General features: G+C 39.0%; 14 protein-coding genes. 2 read left to right on the forward strand and 12 right to left on the reverse strand.

From position 1 onward, the window contains the following. Positions 1–8: 8 nt before the first annotated feature. Positions 9–1,391, forward strand: coding sequence for an AGE family epimerase/isomerase (locus AAGF08_RS04480; protein ID WP_343509855.1), 1,383 nt, complete (start codon positions 9–11; stop codon positions 1,389–1,391). Positions 1,392–1,417: 26 nt separating this feature from the next. Here AAGF08_RS04480 and AAGF08_RS04485 read toward each other — a convergent pair whose 3' ends face one another. From AAGF08_RS04485 to AAGF08_RS04500, 4 genes are all read right to left on the reverse strand, one after another. Then, entirely contained in the window at positions 1,418–1,732 is a 315-nt protein-coding gene (locus AAGF08_RS04485; protein ID WP_343509856.1) for a hypothetical protein, read from the reverse strand. 5 nt (positions 1,733–1,737) lie between these two features. Further along, a complete protein-coding gene (locus AAGF08_RS04490; RefSeq protein WP_343509857.1) occupies positions 1,738–3,063 on the reverse strand; it encodes an acyclic terpene utilization AtuA family protein in 1,326 nt (441 codons plus the stop codon). A gap of 3 nt (positions 3,064–3,066) precedes the next feature. Further along, positions 3,067–4,359: a citrate:proton symporter gene (locus AAGF08_RS04495; protein ID WP_343509858.1), complete on the reverse strand. Its 1,293-nt coding sequence runs from the start codon at positions 4,357–4,359 to the stop codon at positions 3,067–3,069. A 658-nt stretch (positions 4,360–5,017) separates the two neighbouring features. Beyond that, positions 5,018–6,559, reverse strand: coding sequence for a M20/M25/M40 family metallo-hydrolase (locus tag AAGF08_RS04500; RefSeq protein WP_343509860.1), 1,542 nt, complete (start codon positions 6,557–6,559; stop codon positions 5,018–5,020). A gap of 212 nt (positions 6,560–6,771) precedes the next feature. Between AAGF08_RS04500 and AAGF08_RS04505 the strand changes: the two genes are divergently transcribed. After that, positions 6,772–8,703, forward strand: coding sequence for a TIGR00341 family protein (locus AAGF08_RS04505; RefSeq protein WP_343509861.1), 1,932 nt, complete (start codon positions 6,772–6,774; stop codon positions 8,701–8,703). On the opposite strand, the gene AAGF08_RS04510 is transcribed toward AAGF08_RS04505, so the two are convergent. The 8 genes from AAGF08_RS04510 to AAGF08_RS04545 form a co-directional block, all read right to left on the reverse strand. Next, positions 8,700–8,987 (reverse strand): hypothetical protein, encoded by a 288-nt coding sequence (locus tag AAGF08_RS04510; RefSeq protein ID WP_343509862.1) that lies wholly within the window; start codon positions 8,985–8,987, stop codon positions 8,700–8,702. The genes AAGF08_RS04505 and AAGF08_RS04510 overlap by 4 nt on opposite strands. 148 nt (positions 8,988–9,135) lie before the next feature. After that, a complete protein-coding gene (locus tag AAGF08_RS04515; RefSeq protein ID WP_343509863.1) occupies positions 9,136–9,588 on the reverse strand; it encodes a nuclear transport factor 2 family protein in 453 nt (150 codons plus the stop codon). Positions 9,589–9,750: 162 nt separating this feature from the next. Further along, positions 9,751–10,071: a 2Fe-2S iron-sulfur cluster-binding protein gene (locus AAGF08_RS04520; RefSeq protein ID WP_343509865.1), complete on the reverse strand. Its 321-nt coding sequence runs from the start codon at positions 10,069–10,071 to the stop codon at positions 9,751–9,753. A gap of 15 nt (positions 10,072–10,086) precedes the next feature. After that, positions 10,087–11,091, reverse strand: coding sequence for an NAD(P)/FAD-dependent oxidoreductase (locus AAGF08_RS04525; RefSeq protein WP_343509867.1), 1,005 nt, complete (start codon positions 11,089–11,091; stop codon positions 10,087–10,089). A 77-nt stretch (positions 11,092–11,168) separates the two neighbouring features. Next, positions 11,169–11,615 (reverse strand): MarR family transcriptional regulator, encoded by a 447-nt coding sequence (locus AAGF08_RS04530; RefSeq protein WP_343509868.1) that lies wholly within the window; start codon positions 11,613–11,615, stop codon positions 11,169–11,171. 123 nt (positions 11,616–11,738) lie between these two features. After that, the gene (locus AAGF08_RS04535; protein WP_343509869.1) at positions 11,739–12,716 is read right to left on the reverse strand and encodes an ABC transporter ATP-binding protein; all 978 of its coding nucleotides are present in this window, start codon (positions 12,714–12,716) and stop codon (positions 11,739–11,741) included. Between the two features lie 2 nt (positions 12,717–12,718). Continuing rightward, positions 12,719–13,747, reverse strand: a complete 1,029-nt coding sequence (locus AAGF08_RS04540) for an iron ABC transporter permease (RefSeq protein WP_343509870.1) — start codon at positions 13,745–13,747, stop codon at positions 12,719–12,721. Beyond that, positions 13,737–14,882 carry an ABC transporter substrate-binding protein gene (locus tag AAGF08_RS04545; RefSeq protein ID WP_343509871.1) on the reverse strand — a complete coding sequence of 382 codons (1,146 nt, stop codon included), beginning with the start codon at positions 14,880–14,882 and terminating at the stop codon, positions 13,737–13,739. Before AAGF08_RS04545 ends, AAGF08_RS04540 begins: the two co-directional genes overlap by 11 nt. Between the last annotated feature and the right edge of the window lie 46 nt (positions 14,883–14,928).

Consider the following 14,928-nt stretch of genomic DNA (forward strand, 5'->3'; position numbering starts at 1 on the left):
AATTAGAAATGAAAAAAATCTCCTTGATTTCACAATTTAACCAATCAATAGGATTTCTTTTTCTGACCGCCGTCCTATTGTTTTCCTGTAAAGAAAACATCGAAAAGGATCACTCAAAAGAAGAACTAGCTGATAAAATGGAACTTCATTTGAAAATGGAAGTTCTGGACAAATGGTATCCTAAAGCAATGGATACAGTGGATGGAGGTTTTTTAAGCAATTTTACCTACGATTTTCAACCTGAAGAAAAACAGGAGAAAATGATTGTTACTCAGTCCCGGCATGTGTGGACTAATGCGAAAGCTTCGAAGAAATATCCTGATATCGCATACTTCAAAGAAGGGGCGGCCCATGGATTCGAATTCCTAAAAGACAAGATGTGGGATGATGAAAATGGAGGGTTTCATTGGTTGGTTGACAAGCAAGGGAATCCAATTGGAAACTCCATGAAAACTGCCTATGGAAATGCTTTTGGGATCTTTGCTTTGGCGGCATATTATGACGCTTCAAAGGATGAATCTGCCTTGGAATTGGCGAAAGAGGCTTTTTATTGGCTGGATACCCATGCTTATGATTCTATAAATGGTGGATACTATCAACATTTGACAGCAGATGGAATGCCTATTTCAAGGCCTTCTTCAACTCCATCCACATCTGATTTGGGGTATAAGGACCAAAACAGCTCGATCCATATTTTGGAGGCATTGACGGAATTGTACTATGTTTGGCCAGATCCCCTTTTGAAAGATCGATTGGAAGAAATGCTTTTGTTGATCCGTGATCAGATCGTAACAGAAAAAGGCTATTTAACTTTGTTTTTGTTGCCGGATTGGACACCAGTGTCATTTGTAGATTCTACGGAGGAAGTGATTTTAGCCCATCATCAATTGGACCATGTTTCTTTTGGTCATGATGTGGAAACTGGATTTTTAATGATCGAAGCATCAGAAACGCTCGGTTTAGAGAATGATCAAAAGACCCATGAGATCGCTAAAAAGATGATTGATCATGCCTTGGAAAATGGCTGGGATGAGTCAGTTGGAGGTTTTTATGATGAGGGGTATTATTTCAATAATGGTTTTCGGATTACCCATGACACCAAAAACTGGTGGGCTCAGGCTGAAGGAATGAATGCGCTTTTGCTGATGGCTGAGTTATATCCTGATGACCCTCACCATTACTTTGAAAAATTCCTGAAACTCTGGGAGTATACGGATGCCTATTTAATTGACCATGAAAATGGGGATTGGTATTCAGGAGGGCTGGATAAGCAACCTGAATTAAAGACCGTGGGAAAAGGAAATATCTGGAAAAGTATTTATCACCATTACAGGTCTTTGGATCATTGCATTTCACGTCTGAGAGAAATGGCTGAGTCAGAGGATTCTTGATCTATTCAGCTAGAAAAATATTGAAGTCAATTGAGATCAATTTCCATCTCCAACAAAGCATAGCTCAAGGATTTTCCATGTGTATCTATAGCTATTGAAGTGGTTACGCCAGTTCCCAGTGAATCTTGGCAAATAAATTGGATGGCCTTTAATTCCGGTAAAACAAAGCGTTTTATTTCCCCCTTGAGCTGATGGCTTAAATGAGCTTTTACGCGTTCTTCGGTTACATTTTTAACCAATTTTTCAAAATTAAGCGGGTCATATGGAATCAATGAAAGCAATAAGGTATTCCCCTTGTCCCCAGCTCTTCCGTGAGCGATTTTAGAGAGTTTTGTTTTCATATTAATTAAGTAGATTCAAGTAGAGTTAGTTTTGGGGTAATTAAATCACGATCCATAAGAATGGAAACCACGCCCATTAATTGGTGGGTGTATTTTCTGGCTCCACCACCGCCGGCAGGACCGTTGGTGTACAAAGCCTCCACTTCTTCACCGACAAGCGTGGAAAGTGCAGGATTCAAGGTTTTACCTGCTACCCTCAAGCGTACCTCATAGGGAGTGTAACCTTTGGAAAGCTCCAATCCATGAAGAGAGGAAATCCCAATATAATCAACCCTGAACTCGTCGAAGACTTTAGAGATTCTCTTTTCAATAATCTCTCCCGCTAAAATAGCCCTTTCTTTTGCGTTTGCTCCGGCATAAGAAATTTCCCCTTCACTTAAATATCCGGCTTCATAACCTACAGATACTTTTAAGGTTTGGGGGGCTGGTTTGCCATTTCCTCCAGATATTCTAATTAGGTTTTTACCGATTTCCTCAATTTGAACTTTAGAAAAATCTGCAATGACATCTGGCGTGTAATAGGCAAAAGGGTCCAAAACTTCGTAAAGTAATTGTTCCTTGGCAGTTTGGGTGGTTATCAAACCTCCTGTTCCATCTACCTTGCTGATAATTCCTGTTCCATCCTTTGAAACTTCTAAAATGGGATGTCCCAAAATATCCATGTCAGGAACAGGCTTGACAACAGGATCGGCAAAGTATCCTCCGGTGATTTGACCTGCGCATTCCATCAAATGACCCAAAACGGTTCCTTGACCAAGTAAAGAGGAGTTCAGATCCCAATCGAATTCTTTGACCATTGGAGCCAGAAACAAAGAGGGATCGGCAACTCTACCCGTAAGAATAATGTCTGCATCTGTCTCTAAAGCCGGTAGAATGGCATCAATTCCCAAATAAGCATTGGCAGAAACAATAGAAGAATAGGAGGAAAGCGGAACACCTGATTCTAAAGTTTTCTCTTTCAGATTCAACTGACTAAATACATCATCTCCATGGACAATGGCAACTTTTACCTTCAGGCCAAGCTGGTTTGCAATTTCAATGATTTTTTTTCCACCTTCCAAAGGATTTGCTGCCCCCATATTGGTAATGAGCCGAACCTTATTTTTGATCAGAATTGGAAGTAATCTTTTGATTCTTCTCTCCAATAAAGGGTCATATCCAAGTAGAGGATTTTCTTTTTTTCTTTTCTGCGCCAAAGAAATGGTGCGTTCCGCCAAGCATTCCAAAACCAGATAATCCAGATTCCCTTTTTCAGCCAGAATTTCTGAAGGTTCTAATCTATCCCCTGAGAACCCTGCGCCACATCCGATTCTTATTTTTTCCTTTACCATTTTTCAAATACTTATAGCTCCGATCAAAACTGAGACGAAAACCATGATCAAAGTGATTAAAAATGCCCAGGGAATTGTTTTTTTCTGATGCTCACCCAATTCCACACCTGCCAATCCAATCAGGAGAAAGGTAGATCCTGTCAAAGGGCTGACTGCAAAACCTGTAGTCATCTGCCCCAATATAGCTGCTCTTCCCACTTCTAAACCAGAAGCCTGAAAATGTTCTGCCGTCGTTGAAAGTAGAGGAAGTATTCCAAAATAAAAGGAATCCGGATCAAAAAGAAGACTTGCTGGCATCGCAAAAATCCCTGTGATTAATGGGATCTCTCTGCCTACCTGAGATGGAATCAGATGGACGATTTCAGAAGCCATCGCTTCGATCATTCCGGTGCCTTTAAGAATACCAGTAAAGCAACCGGCGGCAAAGAGAATACTGGCCATAAGCATGGCTTCTTTCGCATGACTGTCTATTCGTTCTCTTTGGTCAGAGACCTTGGGAAAGTTGACTAATAATGTGATGGCAAAAGCAACCATAAATACGATATGTGGAGGAGCTAGGCTGAGAATGATGCATCCAATAGCAACTATAACTGTAAGAATATTAAACCAAAATAAGATTGGGTTCAGTGACTTTCTTTCCACCTCATTTTGATTGGTTGGAGTGGAATGGCTACCAGAAGAAAAGTTGATGTTTTTCCGCTCCTGCATTCCGAATTTATAAGCAATAGCTAGGACAGTGGCCAAACCTACCAAAACGGGAATTAAAATTGGATTGAAAAGCTCTGTGACCGGAATGTTTAAAGCGGTAGCAGCTCGCAAAGTTGGACCTCCCCAAGGTAGAATATTCATGGTTCCAGCAGCTAAAGCCACGATAGATGCAAGCGTCAACCTGCTCATATTCATTTTGTCATAAACCGGAGATAATGCAGGAATGGTAATTAAAAAAGTGACTGCACCAGAACCATCAAGATGAATTAACATGGCCAAAATAGCTGTTGCGATTACAATTTTTAGAGGATCACTTCCTGCAAAACTTAAAAGCTTATCAATAATTGGATCGAAAGTTCCTGCATCCAACAGAATCCCAAAGAAAAGTATAGCGAAAATAAACATCAGCCCGGTAGGAGCAATGCTAATCAGTCCTTCCCCGATAAAGGTTGGAAGCTCTTTCCAAAAGCCTGCTAAAATTCCAGTTGCTACCGGAATCAAAATAAGCGCAATCACTGGCGAAACTTTCTTCCTTAATACCAAAAGAAAAAGTAGTACAATGGTGATGAGACCCCAGATTGCTAGCATAAGTAAAAAAGGTTTCTGTTCATTCCTTCTTGCGATTTAGGGTATGAGAGGATCGGTTTTAGAACAATGATTGTGATTAATTTGGGTTAATTGAAGATCCAATAAACTGATAAAATAAAATGTTTCAAAACGAAACAATAAAAATAGGTTCTCCTCAAAGATTTACTGCCTATAATTCATATCAGAATACCAAAATCTAGATTCATAAGGATGTTATTTTTTGAGATCATCCTGAAAAATATCTTCAAAATCTATTTTTAGAGCCTTTTATTTTTGACAATCAATTTCTCCAACTTCAAATAGATCTCGTTTCAAAAATATTAGGAATTCGAAAACAAACGGATGAATCCCTCTGTTTTCCGTAGCAGAATGTAAGATGTTTAGAATACTAATTCTGCGGAAAGTTTTCCTTTAAACTGGAATTCTCTGGAATAATAAAATTGTTCAAGTTGATAAAAATAGGTTATCCTACTCTTTTGGCTTCAAGGATGCTCACTTTTTTAACATAGTTTTTGGACTCGATTAATAAATACCTTATTCAATTGAAATTCTCTTAAAATCAAATCAAAAACAATTTGATTTGTGTGTTTTTACAAAAAAAAATACCTGATAGAATCTAAATTTCTATCAGGCTTTAATCGAGGCTGGAAAAGTCTTTTTAATCGACTTTTGGAAGTTCTTCTCTAGGTAATTTTTCGTCTCTTTGGGCTGTATTGTAGACAAATGATGCTACGATTACAGCCATTTGTCTTAAATCATCCAACTCCAATCTTTCGAAATTATCCATATTCGTATGGTGGGTTCTGGTTCGGTATTCTATAGGATCCTGGATAAACTGAAAACCGGGAAGTCCAACACCATCAAAGCTCTGATGATCTGTACCTCCCGTATCGCGGATGGTGATTGTTCTATTTTCAATCAAATCATCTATTGGCTCAAACCACTGGTCGAAAACCGGACCTACCGCTTCATTTCCTTGTAGGTAGATCCCGCGGATTTTTCCTGTTCCATTATCAATGTTGTAATAAGCGGAGAGCTTTTCATGATCGGGTTTTAGCTCCATTGTTGTTCTATCTGCGAAATGGTTTTGTACATAGTTTCTGGAACCATGAAGACCTTGTTCCTCGCCACCCCAAAGTGCAATGCGGATGGTTCTTCGAGGTGCCAAGCCCGTTGCTTTCAAAATTCTTACCGCCTCCATCATTACAATACAACCTGCAGCATTATCTGTTGCACCATTGGCACCATGCCAGGAATCCAAATGTCCACCGAGCATCACCAATTCTGATTTCAAGGTTGGGTCTGTACCTGGGATTTCAGCAATCACGTTATAGCCCTGAAGATCATCTGTCAAGTATCTCGATTTTATTTCAGCTTCAACTTCTACGTCCACCCCATTTTCAACAAGTCTGGCTAAAAGGTTGACATTCTCAGGAGCAGTTTCCAACTCAGGAACTCCCATTGGGGTATCTTTCAAATAACCTCTGGGGCTACTGGTAAAAAGAGTTCCGTGACGACCGTTTACGCCTTTTATGATCAAAGCGGCACCTTCTTCAGCTAAAAACTCGCTTATTCTCATAGAGAAAGCCCTTGCTGCTCTTAATGCCTGAATTTGCTCTGGAGTATATCTGCTTCCACCTCCCTGTGAACTTGGTGGTGCAGCCATTTCATTTAATTGGTCTTCTGTAAATCGAGTTGCATCCGCCTCAAAAGTCGGGCTTTGGTCTCCAGACGGTTTGATCGCGATAATTGCACCTTTCAGTTTGCCTTTATAAGCCATTAACTCTACTTCGGTTTTGGCATTGATGAAGATTACTTTTCCACTGATCTCGCCCTTGGTGCTTTCTGTCCAGGCTTTTGGAATGGCAATAAATGGCATGTAGTAAGGCTTGGTCATAGCCACGTAGCTTTTTTCCATTTCCCAACCTCTACCAAATTCTCCCCAAGCTTCGGTTTTGGCATTTTCCAATCCCCAATCTGTAAGTTGCTTTACTGCATAGTCGGTAGCTCTTTTATATCCTTCTGAGTTACTGAGTCTAGGTCCTGCTTTGTCTACGAGTTCAAATGCAATTTCTTCTACATGGGAATTATTGAGTCCTTCGTTTTTGATTTTCTCAATTGCTTGTAGATCAATTTCTTCCTGCGAAAAGGCAAAGCCTGCGGCTAATAATGCAGGAATAAGGAAAAATAATTTTTTCATAGATATGCTGTTTAATTGGTTGGTGTATCAATATATACTAGAAAACAGTGATTTCTTGATATTTTCAATGAGTGGTGTAGATAAATTATGTTTTGGACAAAACTTCCCAGAATTAGCATCAATTTTTATCCTCAAATAGTAGAAAGCAATTTTAAATTTTAGAACTTATTTCTCAATTTTCATAAGCAGGGGAATTAAAGACAATTTTTGGTATGGCAGAAAATAAGATTTTTGTATTTGATAACCAGTTGGACAAAGAAGAGCTGGAGAAGGTCAGGGAATTTTTTGAGAACAAGCCTTCCAAGGAGGTAGCTGTTCAGGACTTGGATGAAGAATCGATTCAAGACTCAGATTTTTTGATTTGCCTAATTTCTGATACCCAACTTAAGGATTTAATTTCTGATCTTGGTGAGCGAAAAACGGCTCTGGGATTATTACCTCATCCGGATTTGGACCATGGGCAGAAAGGATTTGGTATTAATAAGAATATGGAATCGGCTTTGGAGGAAATTATGGAAGTCCATGAAGTTGAGGCGATTGATTTGATGACTGTCAATGAGGAATTGGTTTTGAACTCCTTGGTGATCGGTGAGTCCTTGAGCATTTTTTACGGAGATAAATCAGCGAGTTTTATGGATGGTTTAAAAAACCGCTTCAACCAATTCATAAAGATTTTCCGAAGAGTCAAATTGCAGGAAGTGGAAATCAACTTTCCTGATGAAAAAGAGGAAGATAAAAGTATTTCCACAGCCAGCATGGGGATTATTGCTGTGGCTCAGTGTCAAAGTCATGTGATTTTTAAGCGAATTATCAAAGATTCGGGATTGAATGATAAGTTGATTCATTTGTTGATTTTTGCACCAAAAAGTTTGGTTTCATTGATCCGTTTTGGTCTTCAGAATCTCTTTTTCCCGATTAAAGGAAATAAATTACCAAGATTTGTGGGCTATGCCACGGGCAAAGAAATCCAACTGAATGTTAAAGAGAAAACGCACTTTGCTATTGATGGAATTGAAAAAGAAAGTTCCGAAATCAAGATAAAGTTGTATGAACATCCAGTTCATATTTTGCCGGGAAAAACTATTTTGGAGGCTGAGCAGGGAAATGGTAAGGAAGTTCAGAACCTAAATAGACTGCCGACAGGTAAACTCAAAGAGGAATTGACCAGAGGGTACTTACCATGGGTAAGGCATGCTACTTCTGAGGAGTTTAAAGAGTTGTTTAAACTACTTAGGGATAATTCTCAAACGACAGGAACCTATCTGGTATTGATGGTGCTTTCTACCATGATTGCCACCTTTGGTTTATTTGGAAATTCATCTCCAGTAGTAATTGGAGCAATGATTTTGGCTCCCTTGATGGCTCCCATTATTTCATTGGCGATGGGGATGCTGCGTCAGGATGGATTGTTGATCAAAAACAGTTTAATTACCATTTTCTGGGGAGTGATTTTGGGATTGATATTTTCTATGATTATTACCTGGATGACACCCCTCCAGATATTGAATGATCAGATTTTGGCAAGGATCCGCCCCAATTTGTTGGATTTAGGGGTGGCTGTCGCCTCGGGAATGGCGGGTGCTTATGCATACAGTAAGGAAGAAATTGCCAAAACTTTAGCTGGAGTTGCCATATCAGTTGCCTTAGTGCCGCCTTTGGCAGTGGCGGGAATTGGGCTAGGTTGGGCAGATTGGAATGTGTTTTTTGGGGCGATGCTTTTGTTAGGTACCAACCTGGCAGGAATTGTAGTAGCTGCAGCTTTAACATTTTTAACCTTAGGGTTTAGTCCATTTAGATTGGCCAAGAAAGGATTGGTGATCAGTTTAATTTTGTTGACATTAATTGCTACTCCATTAGCATTGAGCTTTTCAAAAATGGTCAATGAAAATAGTATTATACAGGCCTTAAGTGGTCAGGAAATCCCTCATGGATTGCTTCGAAATGTGAAAGTAGTCAATATGCAACCCTTGAGATTGGCAGTTACAATTCTTTCAGAGGGGGAATTAAATGATGCAGACTTTGATGAAATCAGATCTGAAATTGAAGAGAAAATAGGCAGACCCATCGAACTTGAATTGACTTTGGGAATACGAATGGGACAGGGTAAACCAGGAGATAATTCCAATACTATTTTTACCGATTAATAGACAAGAATTGCTTTTCCATTTTCACAGGTGATTCCAGAAGGAGGACTTTCAAAATAGCAGTCTGACCCGATATTATTTTTGATGTTATATTCTTTTTGAAGATTGGTGTATTGAGCTACTAGATCTAAAAATTCATTTTCATTTATTTCTGAGGAGTAGGCGATATAACCCATTGGTCCGCCACAGGGCTTACTTCCAATGGCTGTATATTTCCATTGAGAAGAATTTGAGCAGGTCTTTGATTCTGAAATAGAAATTATTTTCTCATATAATTCTTCCAATTCAGTGAGATCATCAGTTTTGCTTTCTTCATTAAAAAGCTGACAGCTAGAAAGAAGCAGAAGGACTGGGATTATTAATTTTTTAATATCAGAATAGATTCTGAATAATAAAACGTGGAATTTCTAAAAATCGCTACATGAACTATTCTTAATTACCTGCAGGCAACATATTTCGGATGGCGGAAATGCGCCAACTTTTCCCATCATCAACAACCATAAAACTGCTCCACATTTTCCGGATTGATCCATCCGCGTTTTTGATTTCATACCGAGCGTCCACCAAGGCAACTTCCTCTCCAAGAAATCTTATTTTTTCAACATGAAGGGTTCTTTCACCGGGATTGCTGGTAGAGCTTTGCATCATTCCTGCGATCGCTTCCTTTATTCCAGATCTCCATACACCGGAAGAAACTAATTGATCGATGTCCTTGGTGAGAATTTTCTTAAGCAAGACGGTGTCTTTGGTGTCCCGGGATTTTGAATAGGAATTTATGAGATTTAAAATAGCCTGAGAATCCTCTTTGGTATGGTTAGAAGTTTGGGCGATACTGGAAAAAGAGAAAATTAAATAGAAGGTGAAAAGGGTCAATAGGGTCTTCATGGGATTTTTGTTTCTTTCCCTAATCTACATCATCTTGGGAAATAACCCCTTACTAAAAGGATGAAAAGGTCCAATTATAGGTCCTAGATAGAGAGAATAATACAAAATAAGAAAAAGCCACACATTACTGAGTGGCTTTTAAATAATTAAGAAAGTTATTCCTTACTGATCTTCTCCTCTGAGTTTGATGACAGCTCCTTCGAGGATATCCCCGATACGAATCTGGCAAGCTAATCTGGAAGTTGGGTAATACTCTGGGAGGTTTTCCAACTGATCCAATTCTATATCAGTTGCTTCTCCTAACTCATCTTTCCCTTCCAAAATCTCCACGTGGCAAGTAGCACAGAGTGCCATTCCCCCACATGTAGCCAAAACCGGATAATCTGAAGCTTTCAAAATCTCCATGAGACTAAAGCCCATGTCATCTGGTGCTTCTATTTCTTGACGGTTGCCGTCCTGATCTTCAACTGTGAAATTAACCATGCCGCAAAAATAGCATTAAAATGAATTTACACCATTAACTGTCGTGTATTTGAAGCTCAATTTCTGATCTGGATACACATACTTGAATGCAGAGTGCATCATAATTGCCGCTTCATGGAATCCACAGAGGATTAATTTCAATTTACCAGGGTACGTATTGATATCACCGATAGCATAAATTCTTTCTACTCCAGTACTATAATCTCTTGTATCTACCTCGATTGCATTTTTATCAATGCTCAATCCCCAATCAGCAATAGGACCGAGTTTTGGACTCAAACCGAATAAAGGAATCAAATAATCCGTATCGATCTTGATTTCAGTTTTTGATTTATCTACAAAAGTCACGGAATCGAGTTTTCCATTTCCGGAAACTTCCTTTAAGTTGGCAGAAAGAATCAAGTCAATTTTACCTTGATTTGCTAAGTCAAATACTTTGGCTGCAGAATCAGGTGCTCCACGGAAGGTTTCATTCCTATGTACCAGCGTAACTTTTTTAGCGACTTTGGACAAGAAAATAGTCCAATCCAGAGCAGAATCCCCGCCACCTGCAAGAATGACATTTTTATCACGGAAAGTTTCAGGGTTCTTCACCATATAAGTGATTCCTTTCCCTTCAAAAAGCTCTAGGTTTTCAACAACAGGTTTTCTGGGTTCAAAGCATCCCAATCCTCCAGCAATGACAATTACTTTTGCATGGACATGGGTCTTGTCGGAAGTAGTTACGATATATGTCCCGTCCTCTTGCTTGTCCAGATGATCCACTCGTTCGCCAAGGGTGAAGGTTGGAGAAAATGGCTTAGCCTGTTCCATCAAATTGTCCACAAGATCCTGGGCATTCACTTCAGGATATCCCGGAATGTCGTAAATCGGTTTCTGAGGATAAATTTCGGAAAGTTGTCCCCCCACTTGTGGAAGTGCATCGATCAGATGGCAACGCATTTTCAGCAAACCTGCTTCGAAAACTGCAAATAGCCCAACTGGGCCGGCTCCGATGATACAAAGATCTGTGTGAATCATGGTTTTTTGACTTTATAGGTAAAACCCTGGATATATGCTTTTGTTCGTGTAAATATAATTAGTATAACAAATACTTTTTACTCAATGTCTTGCCCTCCCAGATTTTTATAAATAGTGTTTAAAATTCTTTTAAATTCTTCAAAATCAGTATCGCTTAAGTTTTCCCAAGCTTTTTCTCGGATTTCAAGAATCTTTGGTCTCAATTCAATTACTTTTTCCGTTCCTAGGTCCGTCAGATGAAGTTGAAAACTTCTTCTATCTTGTGGATGAGGCACCCGTTCTACGTATCCTTTTTTGCAGAGTAAATCAATTATTCTAGTCAGAGTAGGATGGTCTTTGAAAACCAATTGGGCCAACTCTGTCTGACTTAGCAATTGATTGCCAGATAGATTTTTCAATACCAGCCACTGATCAACTGTTACATCAAAATCTCCAGACTTAAACTGTTGCTGGGCATATTGCTTTACTTTCCGCGCTGTGCGATCGAGAAGAAAAGAATACCTTGCAAATTGCTCCTGTGTCATACAAATAGTTAGTGTGACAAATATATGAATTTTCTGAATTGATTATATAATTCTATATAAATATTATAGGGTTTATAGTATTTAAGATTCAATCCGCCTCAGGAATAGATTTTCAGGTTAACTCTACCTTGTTTTGCTTTCTAAAAAATTTAAAAATCCTTCCAGGGACCCGAAGATTTTTTCTTCAAAGAGTAATTGAAATGGTTCTTTTGTAATTTTTATTTGACTTTCAAACGTTACACTAATATTCTTTGATAGTGCCTTTTGTATCCAATATGCCATGATTTTATCTCCTGAAATATTCCAAGCTGAATTTTCTTTTCTCTTTTGGATTTTGCCTTTTTCAAGGTCAAAATGAAATTCTTTGCCAGGAATGAGCTCATTGAGTTTACCTGAAATTACAAGATCTTCCGGCAATCCAGCAATCAATGGAGTACCGCAATTCATTAGCCAAAACCGGTGGGCAGTTTCCAATGCTATTTCTAAATCATGGGTTACTACGAGTATGGCTTTTTCATTATTGACGCAGATTTCTCGAAGGAGATGCATGATTTCATACCGATTGACTAGATCCAAATGAGCAGTTGGTTCATCAAGAATCATAACCTTTCCATCTTGTGCCAATGCTCTAGCAATCATAGCTTTTTGTCTTTGTCCATCGCTAATTTCAGAAAGGCGCTCGTCTTTTAAATAGGTGATTTTAGTTGCGTCCAGAGCCTGATAGACTTTTTTCCTATCCAGCTGGCTTAACTTTCCAGTCCAATTTGTATGTGGAATTCTACCAAGTGCGACCAATTGTGCCACGGTCATATTTCCTGGCAATACTGGCTCTGTTAAAACCACAGCTAATTCCTTTGCCAATTCCGTCTCTGAGAATTCTGAATTTACTTTTCCTCCAATGGTAATTACTCCCTCAAAAGGATTTATCTCTCCTAAAATTGCTTTGATTAAGGTAGATTTTCCTACTCCATTAGGCCCTAACAAACACGTGAGTTCACCGGATTGAAGCGAAAAGTTCAACCCCTCCAGAATAGTCTTTTTGTACCCCCCTTTTTGGTAGCCTAATGATAGGTTTTTTCCGGAAACGGCTTCTTTCTTCATCCTTAGAATTCTTTACTGAAGTTTTTCTTCAAAACCAGACTAATTACAATTGGAGCACCTACAAGAGAAGTGACTGCATTGATCGGTAAAGTCTGCGCATAGCCCGGGAGTTGACTGATAGAATCACAAAGCAGCAATAAAATCCCCCCAATAATAGCTGAAACTGGAAATAATATCCTATGATCGGATGTTTTCCAAATCATTCTAGATAGATGTGGTACTGCAATTCCTAAGAAGGCAATCGGACCACAAAAAGCAGTTATACTTCCTGCCAATAAGCCTGTACTAAGGATCATAAGCCAACGCAATTTCGATGGATTGATCCCCATGCTCTTTGCATAACTCTCCCCCAAGAGCATAGCATTATAAGATTTAATTGAAGCAATGATCGGTAGAAAGCCTACTAGCATTATAAGCAATAAAACCCAAACTTGAGACCAGCCCAAACCTCCCAGACTTCCCATGGACCAAACAGTAAATAATTTCAGTGATTCAGCATTTGAGTAATAAGAAAGTACTGAAATAATTGCCGATACAGCAGATCCAAACATTAAACCTACGATGAGAAGAGTCATACTGTCTTTGACGCGCCAGGCAACCAAGCTCACCAAGACGAGGACCAGACTTGCTCCAATAGTTCCAGAAAAAGCTATTGCCCAAGTATTAAAATCAGAAGAACTTGAAAATCCAAAAATAGTCCCTGCCAGCATCAGAATAGCTACTCCTAATCCAGCGCCAGAACTAATTCCCAAGACAAAAGGTCCTGCCAGTGGATTTCTGAAAAAAGTCTGCATCTGAAGTCCACTTAAACTCAGCCCAAAACCTGCTAATATTGCCACCAATGCTTTTGGAAGCCTATAGTTCAAGATGATTTGTTTGCTAGATCCCTTTACCCAGTTGTCTGTAAATATTCCTTTTACAATTTCAATCGGAGAAATTGTTACTGATCCAAGACTTATGTTTAGCAAAAAGCTACCAATCAAAAGGATGAGCCCTACACTCAGAAAGAAAATAGATCGTTTATTTTTCATGGAGTTGTTGATAAAAATACAACTCATAATCGGGTAAAAGTTCTGGATGAAGGATTTTGATCAGATCTTTTAGAATTAGATCAGGCCTCATATATCCCAACTCGAAATATTCCAAACCACCGGTTGCACCTTGCTTTAGGGTATAAGAGTAAACTTTTCCATTTTTCCATGCTTCAAAAGCCCTGTACCTTGGTTCAGATTCCCCCATTTTTTGAATATTGGAAAAATCAGCTGACCCAATCCAAAAATCTGCTTCTAACCCCCTATCAAGCACATATTCATAACTCAATTGAACACTTCCTGTTCCTTTTTGATCTTCAAAAATATAGTTTCCCCCTGCATTTTCCAGAATTTTCGCTCCCCAGCTTTCACTGCCTGGGGCATACCAAATATCCTGATATAAGACTCCGCTTAGCACAGTCGGAAATGAGGTCTTTTCTCTTCTATTAATGAGTTTTTTTGCTTCCAAATAAGAGCTCTCTACTTTGTCAAATACTTTTTTTGCTTCCTCATATTTTCCTAAAAGTATTCCTGTGAATTTGATCCATTCTGCTCTTCCCAATGGATGTTGCTCTACATATTCTCCGTTGATCAGGGCAGGAACTCCCGCTGTTTTCAATAAATCCAAATAACGAATATCTTCTCCTAAGGTGGAAACCATAATCCAATCAGGAGCTTGATCGATAACCATTTCAGGATTTGTGGCTGGACCAGCGCCCAACTCTTTTACTTTTTTTTCATTGATTAGTTCTCTGGTTTTGGGGGAAGAGATTAAATCGGTATTTGGAAAACCGATCAATTTTTCAGTCTCGTTAAGTAAGTCCAAATGTGGGACTTGTGTGGTGGAAGTAAGAATAATTTTATTTACCGGAAGCTGCACAATCGCATCAAAATCTCCTTCTGGTTTCGCTGAATTCTTCTCTAAAATCAAGTACCGAAAACTTTGTGTTGCGCCAGTCCAAGGTTGACTCACTTCAATTTCCCAATAGCCATCTCCCTTTAGAATTTCGAACCCTTTGGCGTAAGTCAAAGAAATTTTCTTTAAAGAATTTCCAACCTCCTTATCCTGATTTTTACAGGATAAAACACTGAAAATCATAATTAATAAGATAAAATAGGTCTTAATTTTTTCCATCAGGAAATTTTCGAGTTCGAGCTTCAAAGTAAGCTTCAGATTTCCC

This window comes from Algoriphagus sp. SE2 (genome assembly GCF_039563885.1).
In the GTDB taxonomy this organism is placed as follows: domain Bacteria; phylum Bacteroidota; class Bacteroidia; order Cytophagales; family Cyclobacteriaceae; genus Algoriphagus.

Bases quoted from the DNA above. Each gene is read 5' to 3' on its own strand.
- AAGF08_RS04485 (WP_343509856.1), bottom strand. From the start codon at position 1,732: ATGAAAACAAAACTCTCTAAAATCGCTCACGGAAGAGCTGGGGACAAG.
- AAGF08_RS04495 (WP_343509858.1), bottom strand. From the start codon at position 4,359: ATGCTAGCAATCTGGGGTCTCATCACCATTGTACTACTTTTTCTTTTG.
- AAGF08_RS04545 (WP_343509871.1), bottom strand. From the start codon at position 14,882: ATGGAAAAAATTAAGACCTATTTTATCTTATTAATTATGATTTTCAGT.
- AAGF08_RS04520 (WP_343509865.1), bottom strand. From the start codon at position 10,071: ATGGTTAATTTCACAGTTGAAGATCAGGACGGCAACCGTCAAGAAATA.
- AAGF08_RS04515 (WP_343509863.1), bottom strand. From the start codon at position 9,588: ATGAAGACCCTATTGACCCTTTTCACCTTCTATTTAATTTTCTCTTTT.
- AAGF08_RS04500 (WP_343509860.1), bottom strand. From the start codon at position 6,559: ATGAAAAAATTATTTTTCCTTATTCCTGCATTATTAGCCGCAGGCTTT.
- AAGF08_RS04540 (WP_343509870.1), bottom strand. From the start codon at position 13,747: ATGAAAAATAAACGATCTATTTTCTTTCTGAGTGTAGGGCTCATCCTT.
- AAGF08_RS04530 (WP_343509868.1), bottom strand. From the start codon at position 11,615: ATGACACAGGAGCAATTTGCAAGGTATTCTTTTCTTCTCGATCGCACA.
- AAGF08_RS04525 (WP_343509867.1), bottom strand. From the start codon at position 11,091: ATGATTCACACAGATCTTTGTATCATCGGAGCCGGCCCAGTTGGGCTA.
- AAGF08_RS04480 (WP_343509855.1), top strand. From the start codon at position 9: ATGAAAAAAATCTCCTTGATTTCACAATTTAACCAATCAATAGGATTT.
- AAGF08_RS04490 (WP_343509857.1), bottom strand. From the start codon at position 3,063: ATGGTAAAGGAAAAAATAAGAATCGGATGTGGCGCAGGGTTCTCAGGG.
- AAGF08_RS04505 (WP_343509861.1), top strand. From the start codon at position 6,772: ATGGCAGAAAATAAGATTTTTGTATTTGATAACCAGTTGGACAAAGAA.
- AAGF08_RS04535 (WP_343509869.1), bottom strand. From the start codon at position 12,716: ATGAAGAAAGAAGCCGTTTCCGGAAAAAACCTATCATTAGGCTACCAA.